This is a genomic window from Fusobacterium sp. (genome assembly GCF_032477075.1).
Lineage (GTDB): Bacteria > Fusobacteriota > Fusobacteriia > Fusobacteriales > Fusobacteriaceae > Fusobacterium_A.
This window is the reverse complement of record NZ_JAWDXO010000057.1, coordinates 1-9,539: the sequence shown is the minus strand read 5'-3', so window position 1 is coordinate 9,539 and position 9,539 is coordinate 1. Positions and strand designations below refer to the sequence as shown.

The window sequence follows — 9,539 nt, the reverse complement described above, 5'->3', positions numbered from 1 at the left end:
GGAAATAACTTATTCTTAGAACCATATGGAACATTATCATATACATATATAGATCAAGATGGAGCAGATGAGGGAAACAAAGCTTTAGCTATAGAAACAGATTCAAAGTCATTTGATTATACAACAGCCAAAGTGGGAGTAGATGTTAAAAAAGTAATACCACATGAAAAAGGAAAGAGTACACTGTCAGCGGGGGTAAGCTATACAAGAATATTAAGTGGAGCAGATGAGGAATATATCACAGGAAGATTTAGAGGAGGAAGTGACTTTGATATATTGGTTCCTCATAAGAATAAGCACAGCTTGGGACTTAATGCAAAATATGCCCTTGAGCTTGAAAATGGAATACTATTCGATGTAAAAGGAAGTTATGAAATAGAAAGAGATTCACATAATGGAACTGGGAAAAACAAAACTAAAGGTGAATGGATAGTAGGAGCAGGATTAGGATATAAGTTCTAATAGAATTATCCAAAGAAAATAGTAAGGTTCAGTATATTAAAAAATATAGTGAAATAAGGAAAAAGACCAGAAGAATTAATTTTCTGGTCTATACCCTGTCAAGTAGAGAATAAAATAAAAGAGCAGATAAATGGTTTGAATTCAGTGTTCTACTGGACTCAAACCATTTAATTTTTTATAATCTTTTACTATTTCAATTGTTGTTCCTACATTTAAAATCTTATTCAAATATAATGCTTCACTTGTTTTTTATTTATTCATTTTCAATAGCTCAGAATAAAATTCTTCAACTGCTTCAAATATTCTTGGAGAACCTCTTAATATTTTACTAGAATCTATAATAAAGAAATTTCCTTTCTTTCCAGCTGTTGTTTCTTTTACTGCTGGATTACTATTTGCTATATCTTCTGCAGATTTTATGCTCATAGCTCCTGCCAAAAAATCTGGATTTTTTTCTAATAAAAGTTCCTGTGATATTATAGGCTTATCTCCTAAAAGATTATCAGCTATATTTTCTACTCCCAGTATATCTAATATTTCCCCTGGAAGAGATTTGCTGCTGAATCCCATCATTGGAGATACTGTATATAAAACTGCCCCTTTTAAATCCAAAGGATTCTCTTTTACTTTTCTCTTTAGATTATTTAATTTTTCTTCACTTTCAACATACAGGTTTTCAGCTTCTGCTTTTTTCCCAGTTATCTCTCCATATATTTTTATATTTGAAAGTATATCTGAAATATTTCCAGCATTATTTATTATAAATGGTATTTTTAAAGCTTTTAAATTCTCTCCAGTAGAAGCTGCCATTCCATTAAGAATAACCAAATCTGGAGTATATGAAAGTATTTTTTCTAAACTTGGTTTTGTTATAGTCCCCACACTTGCCAAATCTTTTGTTTTCTCAGGAGGATATATTTCACTCATAGCTGTTTTTCCAATAGCTGTTATCTTATTTTCTCCTCCAAGTAGATAAAATATTTCAACCACTGCTGGATCAAGTATTACTATCTTATTGTATTCTTTTTGTTCTATACTGTTCCCATAACTGTCTGTTATTTTTTTATCTTTTATTTCCATAGAATAAACATTTAATCCCAATATTAAAATAAATAATACTATAATACTTTTTCTTATTCTTTTCATTTTTTCTCCTTTTTAAGCTTTGGAATTATATAAGGTATCCCTTCTCCTGTATAAAATATTTCACTTTCTAAATCATATATATCTTTTAGATTTTCTTTGGTCATAGTTTCTTTAGGAGTACCTTTACAGTATACTCTTCCATTTTTCAGCATTATTATTTCATCACAAAACATAGCAGCAAGATTAAGATCATGAAGAACAGCAACTGCTGTTTTTCCTTTTTTATGTATTATTTCCTTTACTTTCTCCATCAACTCTAAAGCATGGTTTAAATCAAGGGCAGATGTTGGCTCATCTAATAAAATTATATCTGTATCCTGTGTAATAGCTCTTGCTAAAAGTACTCTCTGAAATTCTCCTCCAGATAATGTTACTGCCACCCTTCTGCAAAACTTTTCAAGCCCGAGTTCTTTAAGAGAATCTTCTGCTATTTCTCTATCTTTTCTAGTATACCCACTCCAGTTATTTTCTAAATGAGGAAGCCTCCCCATAAGAACAAAATCTTCTACATCCATAGCAGACATAAGCTGTGATTTTTGAGGAACTAAAGATATACATTTTGATTTTTCCTTTTGTGTGTATTCTCTGCTGTTTTTATCTAATATTTCAATATTTCCAGAATTATTATGCAGATATCCGAGTATATTCTTTAAAAGTGTAGTTTTTCCACAACCATTAGGCCCTAGAATACCTGTAAGTTTTTTATCAGTTATACTTAAATCTACATCATTTAATATTTTTCTTTCTCCATAAGAAAAATTAAGTTTTTCTATTTTTATTACTTCCATTAGAAATCTCTCCTTTTGTTTCTAAGTGCTAAATATAAGAAGAATGGTGCACCAAAAAACGCTGTGATAACTCCTATTGGAACTTCTGTAGGAGCCAGTACCAATCTTCCAAATGTGTCACATATGAGCAGAAAAAAACCTCCTGCTAATATGGTACTTGGAAGAAGTTTTGAATTAGATGGACCTAAAAGCATTCTCATTGTATGAGGTACTATCAGTCCTACAAAACCTATCATTCCTGAAAAAGCTACAGAAAATGCCACTACTAAAGCTGCTACAGTCAATGTTCTTACTTTTAGCCTATTAACATCTATCCCTAATGAATGTGCTTCCTCATCTCCAGACAACAAAGCATCTAGCTGATTTCTCTTTAAATAAAAATAACTCACAGAAAAAACAAGGGGTATTGCTAAAAATATTACTCTATTCCATGTAGCATTTCCTAAATATCCCATCATCCACATAGTTATTTTGAAAGAATCTTCTCCTATCAGATACATGGCAAAAGATGTAAATGCCCCTAAGAATGAAGATACTGCTATTCCCACTATAAGAAGAGTAGCTACATTGACCTTATTACCTTTTTTCGCCATTTTGAAGATGAGAAGTGTGCTTGACAGGCAAATAAAAAATGCAATAACTCCATACATATAGTCAGGTAGATTAAAAACAAAAGCTATAACTGCTCCAAATGTAGCACTTGCTGCTATTCCAATAATATATGGATCAGCTAATGGATTTTGAAATACTGTCTGTACTACTACTCCGCTGGAAGAAAGCATCATTCCCACAAGAATTGACATCATTATTCTAGGCAGTCTTAAATTAAAGATTATAATTTTTATATATTCAGGAGCTTTCTCTGGATTAAATATATATTCCAGAGGAATTGGAACACTCCCTAAAGGTATAGAGAGTATTCCTGCTGCCAAAGTTCCTATTATTAACAATAATGATAAAACTTTTTCCATTTTTATTCCTCACAATTTTATTTTATAAACTATATCTGAATCCTACATAGTAGTTTCTTTCTGCTGCTGGGTCGTATGAATAGTATGCTGGTGTTGTTACTCCCATTGATGTTGAAGCTGATGTATAGTCTACATCTTCATAATATTTTTCATTAAACAAGTTGTTGATTCCAGCATATAAACTTAAACCAAAGTTAAAGTTATAGTTCGCTCTGATATTTGCTACAGTATGAGAGTTAGTTTTTCCTCCCAAGTTTTGGTTATTTAAATATACATCATCTACATATACTACTTCTGCACCTAAATTGAAGTTATCAGTAAATCTATAGTTAGCTCCAATATTAAATTTATTTCTTGGTACATTTGCTACTCTATTTCCAGATACATCAACATCTTTTACTTCTCCATCTTTAATTTTTGCATTAATATATGCATAAGATTGGGATAAAGTAAGTTTTCCAAGATATTGTTCAGCTTTTAATTCAAATCCAATTCTTTCTGTTTTTCCTAAGTTGTAGTTATCTATTACTGTACTTCCTCCCATCATTCCCTCAGTTTCACTAGTTATCTCATCTTTAGTGATTGTATAGAATACTGAGGCATTTAAACTTGTAAATCCTATATAGTCTGATACTCCAATTTCAAAGTTATCATATTTTTCAGATTTTAAATCATTTAAATAATATCCTTTTTCTGGAGATTTATTTGTTAATAAAGCTGGTGGTGGAGAAGTAAATCCTCTTTCATATCTGATATATGTTTTTCCAGTATCTGAATAAAGATAGTTAGCAGATAATTCATAAGCAAAATTATCTTCATCTGTAGTCATTGAAATGCTTGGATCTTGTTGTAGTGCTCCATTTTTTATTCTTGAACCATATTTATTAACATCATAATCTGCTTTTTCATATCTAATTCCTTGAGCAAATTCAAAATTATTCCATACATAGTTATTCATTACAAATCCACTGTATGTCTTTTTATTTAAATCATTTATAGTCTTTATGTTATTCATCATTGGAGGCATATTCATTAAGCTATCTCTTTTAGCATCATTATCAATATATTCCAAACCAAAAATTACTGAGCTTCCTTCTCCATATGAGTATCTCATTTTAGTTTTAATTCCTTGTTTTTCATCTTTGAACAAAGCATTTTGTGTCATCCAAAGACCACTATAAGAGGTTCTACTATCAATTTTCATTTCTGTTTCCTGTGAAAATAAAACTAAATTTAAGTCAAGTTTTTCACTTAATTTATTATTATAAGTCAAAATATACTCGTCTTTATCCGTTTTTGTCTTACTATGTTCTCCTGATACAAGTCCTGATTGTTCTCTATCTGCATTTATTTTTTCTCTAGTTAACATATCAGGATATGTTTCGTCTGCCTTATATTTTGAATATTTAAATCCAATATCTTGTGTATCAGATATTCTGTATCTGATATCCCCTTGGAAATAATCAGAATCAGATTTATCATAATCTCTATACCCTTTTGCATTATTTTTTGTATAAGCAAGATTTACATCAAAGTTTCCAAAACTTTCTCCTACAGCTACATTAGTTTTATTGCTTCCATATTCCCTATGGTCAAATCCTACTGTTGCTTTTCTTCCAGTTCCTTTTTTAGTAATGATATTGACTATTCCTCCTGAAGTTCCACTTCCATAAAGAACTGAACCTCCCCCTGGAAGTACTTCTATTCTTTCAATACTATCAGGTGATATTGTATTGATAGGAGTAGCTGTCATTGATGTATCCAGAGAGTTCATCTGTACCCCATCTACAAGTATTTGTACATTCTGCTTAGCTTTATCTCCCTGTCCTCTTAAGTCAATTATTGAATCCTTTCCTTGTTTTACAATATTGACACTTGGAATATCAGCTAATATTTCATCTACTGTTTTGTAATTTTTCTCTTCAATTTCTTTAGCTGTAACTATACTTGGGTTACTTGCTGTTTTTCTCATTTCTGTTTCAAATCCAGTTGTTGAGTAAACAACACTCTTTCCTAAGTCTACCTCCTGTTGTCCATATGCTGCAACTGCTAGAGCCGCCCAGATTAAACCTATTGATTTCTTGCTCATTTTTGTTCTCCTTTCAAGTCTGTTTTATATATATTTTTTTTATTAAAAACTATTTATTAAAAAGCTGTTCCATTACATAAATTATGATATCACTTGAAATATTATTTCCCCAGAATATCCCATCTTGTGTAAGCACAAATGAATCTTCTTTTTCATTAAGCAGTCCTTTACTTTGATAATCTCTCATTTTTTCAGCAAAATGTTTATATTCTTCTTCAGATAAAATATTTTTTACATCTGCCTTATTTATTACTGGAAACTGCATAAATCCAGAAAGTCTTGAGAATCTTTCATGATAATCAGTCTGTTTAGAGAAGAATGACATCTCTTTGCTCATTCTATAAACTCCAATCCCATGTATTGATCCTCCTGCTCCTACTCCTATTGGAAATGTGTCTCCACCAGTATTTCTAACTTTGATATATTTGTAATTATCTCCATTGTTCTTAGCTATTTTAGTCAATTCAAGAACATGATATTTATCTTCTCTTAACATTTCATCTACAAAGTGCTGGTATAGAAGATAATCTTTTTTCATATCCTCCTCTAATTTCACTCTTTCTGCCTCAATATCTTTAGATAATTTAGACCCTTCATGCACCATCAATGAATAGAAACTTGCACTGCTCAACTCCAATTCTTTTACTAATCTCGCATCCTCAATTACTTCTTCTAAAGTTTCATCAGGAAAATTATAGATAATATCTACACAAACATCCCCTCTGAAAAACTCTTTTAGTTTTTTAAGTCTTTCAATAACTTCTTCTTTCTCATAAGTTCTGTTATAGAATTCTCTTCCTCTGCTTGAAAATGTCTGAATTCCTACACTTAATCTGTTTACTCCATATTTCATCATAACTTCCAGTTTTTCTTCTGTAAGATTATGCAGTGTAGTTTCAAATGTAAACTCATAGTCTTTGGCTAAAGTGACATTTCTTTTTATACTTTCAAGTATTATTTCAAGCTGTTGAGGTTTATACACAGTAGGTGTTCCTCCGCCAAAAAATATTACTTCAAATTCACTTTTTTTAAAATAATTACTTTGCCCATATTTATCAAATTCATCTGCTAAATATTGTGCATATGAATCCAGACTTCCATCTATCTGCTTTCTGTTAAGATTGCAGAAAGAACATATTTTATCGCAATATGGTGTATGTACATAAATAGATTTTTTTCTGTTGTCAGGCTCCTCCTGTAACATCAGTTCAAAACTTTTTCCATCAGCCCTTTCATTTTTTATATATTTGTTAATCAAACTATTACTGTCGTGATGAGATTTTAATCTTTTATCAAACAGCAGTAAATTTCTTTCCATGTGTTCCTCCTTGATAAGTTTACTGCACTTTAATCTGTACAAACATTTGTTTTCTTAAAACCTAGTTTTCTTTCAATGTTTTTATATTAATATTAATTTGTTTTATTGTCAAGTAAAAAATTATCTAATACAAAATTATAGTTTTTGAAATTATTTGACTTTAAAAATATTTTTTGATATAACTTATATGAAGATAAAAATTTTAGGAGGTCTTTTTAAATGAAAACACTTGTTACTTATTCTACAAAAACTGGTAATACTAAAAAAGTTGCTGAATCTATTGCTAAAGCTATAGAGAATTCTGAAATAATGGATATTTCAGAGGTAAATAATCTGGATTATGATTTAATCATTGTAGGAACTTGGATAGATAAAGGAACAGCAGATACAAAAGCTCTTAACTTTATAAAAACTATCAAAAATAAAAATACAGCATTCTTCTTTACATTAGGAGCTTATCCTGATTCTCAACATGCTTTGGACTGTGCAGAAAATATAACAAAACTTTTTACTGAAAATGAAAATAAAGTTTTAGGACATTTCCTATGTCAAGGTGCTATTGATCCTAAACTTATAGAGATGATGCAGACTAAATTCGGACCTGAACATCCACATGGACCTAATCCAGAAAGAATAAAAAGATGGGCAGATGCAAGTCTTCATCCTGATGAAACTGATTTGCAAAATGCATATGCATATTTTAAAAACCTTATGGCAAAACTTTAATTTAATTTTTAGGAGGAACATACTGAAATGATGTACTATTTTAAAGTAGGAGGTCCACTGATGTGGATACTTTTCATACTATCTCTTATTTCTACTACTGTTATAATTGAAAGATTATTCTTTTTCTTTAAGAAAGAAAAAACAATGAATAGAAACTTTAGAAAAGAAGTAATAATGGCTGTTTCCAATAGAGATATGTGTAGAATAATTGAAATTTGTGAAAAAGAAAGAAATTCTGTTGGGTGTACAGTTAAAAAATTTCTTTGCAGATGTAATATTTGTGATACTAACCTAAAAGATTTTCATCAATTTGATCAAATAATAAAAGAAATTGAGATGGATGAAATCAGTCCGCTGGAAAAAAGACTTCATATTTTAGGAATAATAGCTCATGTAGCTCCTATGCTTGGACTTTTAGGAACTGTTACTGGAATGATAGATGCTTTTAAAGATCTGGCAAAATTTGGTGCTGGAGATCCCACTATTGTAGCAGACAGTATATCAAAGGCTTTAATAACTACAGCAGCAGGACTTTCTATTGCTATTCCAGCTTTAGTTGTATATAATTTATTGAATAAAAGAATTGAAGAAATTGAAGAGGAAATAGATAAAATAACAACTAATGTTATTAATATTGTGAGGGGATAGAAATGGCTAGATACAAGAAAAAGAGAGCACTTCTCACTCCTGATCTTACACCACTTATAGATGTGGTCTTCCTGCTTTTAATATTTTTTATAGTTTCAACAACTTTTAATAAATATGGCAATATTGATATTGATCTTCCAACATCTACTTTAGCTACTGAAGAAAATAAGGATAAAAATCTGGAAATTATTATTGATAAAGATAATAAATACTTCATTACTCTTGGAGATAAAAAAAATATAGAAGTAAGTTTCGATGAAATTGATAGCTATTTAAGCGGAATAGAAAGTGTTTCTATAACTGGAGATAAAGAATTGAAATATCAGAATATCATTGATATAATAACTAAAGTAAAACAACATGGCATAGAAAATTTAGGAATAAATTTTTATGAGTAAAGAATAAGAGGTTTAATATGAAGAGATACTTTATTATAGCACTTCTACTGCACGGAATGCTCTTTTTAAAATTGAGTCTTCCCACTGTTACAAAAGATTTAGATACTGACAATAATTCTTTGAAACAAAGTGTTCCTATTACTTTTACACAAGTGACTAAAGCAGTTCCAGCAGCGGCTCCACCTCCACCTGTTGCAGAACCTCCTAAACCAAAGGAGATTCCTAAGAAAGAGGTAAAACCTGAAACACCTAAGCCTGTTCCAAAGAAAACAATACCTAAAAAAGAGGCAGCAAAAGAACCTGAAATAAAAGTAAAGAAGACTCCAGAAGTTACAGAAACTGTAACTGATAAAACCACTAGTGATGGTTCTAGTGGTTCTTCAATGCCAAGTGCTGATAATTTACTTACTGCTAATGCTGATGGTACTTATAATGCTGTCTCTAATCATGGAATAAAATACAAGATAACTAGAGAAATTACTCCTGTATATCCTAAACAGGCTGAAAATATCAGATACAGAAAAAAGGTAATAGTAAAAGCTAAATTCCTTGTAGATCAGTCAGGTAATGTAAAAAATATTTCTATAATCAACTCACATAGTAAATTAGGATTTGATCAAGCTGTAATAGATGCTTTAGGAAAATGGAAATTCTCACCAATTATATATAATGGAAAAGTTATAAGTGTATATTTCCAAAAAGAATTTGTTTTTGAACCAAAATCATAAGAATAAAAAAAGTTTTAGAGTTTTTATATTGAAATTCTAAAACTTTTTTATTTGTTAAATTAAAATGTTGCTGCTGCATATTTTAAAAATTTAATACAGATATTTTCTTTTAAAATAGAAATATATTCTGTTAAAGTATTTGCTGCTAATGATTTTTATTTTTTATTAAAAAAAGCTGAGTAACATTTAAAAAAAATGTTTTACTCAGCTCTCTTTTTTGTATAATATAGTTACCACCCTAATTATACAAAGGAGACATACATGC

Annotated in this window: 10 protein-coding genes; 5 read left to right on the top strand and 5 right to left on the bottom strand. The window is 30.0% G+C overall.

From position 1 onward, the window contains the following. Positions 1-462, top strand: a 462-nt coding sequence (locus tag E6771_RS15245) for an autotransporter outer membrane beta-barrel domain-containing protein (protein ID WP_316092197.1), incomplete at its 5' end; no start/stop codon positions are given. A 249-nt stretch (positions 463-711) separates the two neighbouring features. Here E6771_RS15245 and E6771_RS15240 read toward each other — a convergent pair. From E6771_RS15240 to E6771_RS15220, 5 genes are read right to left on the bottom strand one after another with little or no spacing between them, the layout of a single operon-like run. After that, the gene (locus E6771_RS15240) at positions 712-1,608 is read right to left on the bottom strand and encodes an ABC transporter substrate-binding protein (RefSeq protein WP_316092196.1); all 897 of its coding nucleotides are present in this window, start codon (positions 1,606-1,608) and stop codon (positions 712-714) included. Next, on the bottom strand, positions 1,605-2,396 hold the full coding sequence (locus E6771_RS15235; protein ID WP_316092195.1) for an ABC transporter ATP-binding protein: 792 nt from the start codon (positions 2,394-2,396) through the stop codon (positions 1,605-1,607). The genes E6771_RS15240 and E6771_RS15235 overlap by 4 nt, the downstream gene beginning before the upstream one ends. Then, entirely contained in the window at positions 2,396-3,367 is a 972-nt protein-coding gene (locus E6771_RS15230; protein WP_316092194.1) for an iron ABC transporter permease, read from the bottom strand. The genes E6771_RS15235 and E6771_RS15230 overlap by 1 nt, the downstream gene beginning before the upstream one ends. 22 nt (positions 3,368-3,389) lie before the next feature. Beyond that, positions 3,390-5,456 (bottom strand): TonB-dependent receptor, encoded by a 2,067-nt coding sequence (locus E6771_RS15225; protein ID WP_316092193.1) that lies wholly within the window; start codon positions 5,454-5,456, stop codon positions 3,390-3,392. A gap of 49 nt (positions 5,457-5,505) precedes the next feature. After that, on the bottom strand, positions 5,506-6,774 hold the full coding sequence (locus E6771_RS15220) for a coproporphyrinogen-III oxidase family protein (protein WP_316092192.1): 1,269 nt from the start codon (positions 6,772-6,774) through the stop codon (positions 5,506-5,508). 219 nt (positions 6,775-6,993) lie between these two features. Here E6771_RS15220 and E6771_RS15215 point away from each other — a divergent pair, with 219 nt between their 5' ends. From E6771_RS15215 to E6771_RS15200, 4 genes are read left to right on the top strand one after another with little or no spacing between them, the layout of a single operon-like run. Then, positions 6,994-7,500: a flavodoxin family protein gene (locus tag E6771_RS15215; protein ID WP_316092191.1), complete on the top strand. Its 507-nt coding sequence runs from the start codon at positions 6,994-6,996 to the stop codon at positions 7,498-7,500. Positions 7,501-7,527: 27 nt separating this feature from the next. Beyond that, positions 7,528-8,148 carry a MotA/TolQ/ExbB proton channel family protein gene (locus E6771_RS15210; protein WP_316092190.1) on the top strand — a complete coding sequence of 207 codons (621 nt, stop codon included), beginning with the start codon at positions 7,528-7,530 and terminating at the stop codon, positions 8,146-8,148. Between the two features lie 2 nt (positions 8,149-8,150). Next, complete coding sequence (locus tag E6771_RS15205; protein WP_316092189.1) at positions 8,151-8,546, top strand: biopolymer transporter ExbD; 396 nt, start codon at positions 8,151-8,153, stop codon at positions 8,544-8,546. Positions 8,547-8,563: 17 nt separating this feature from the next. Continuing rightward, positions 8,564-9,274, top strand: a complete 711-nt coding sequence (locus E6771_RS15200; protein WP_316092188.1) for an energy transducer TonB — start codon at positions 8,564-8,566, stop codon at positions 9,272-9,274. The last annotated feature ends 265 nt before the right edge of the window (positions 9,275-9,539 follow it).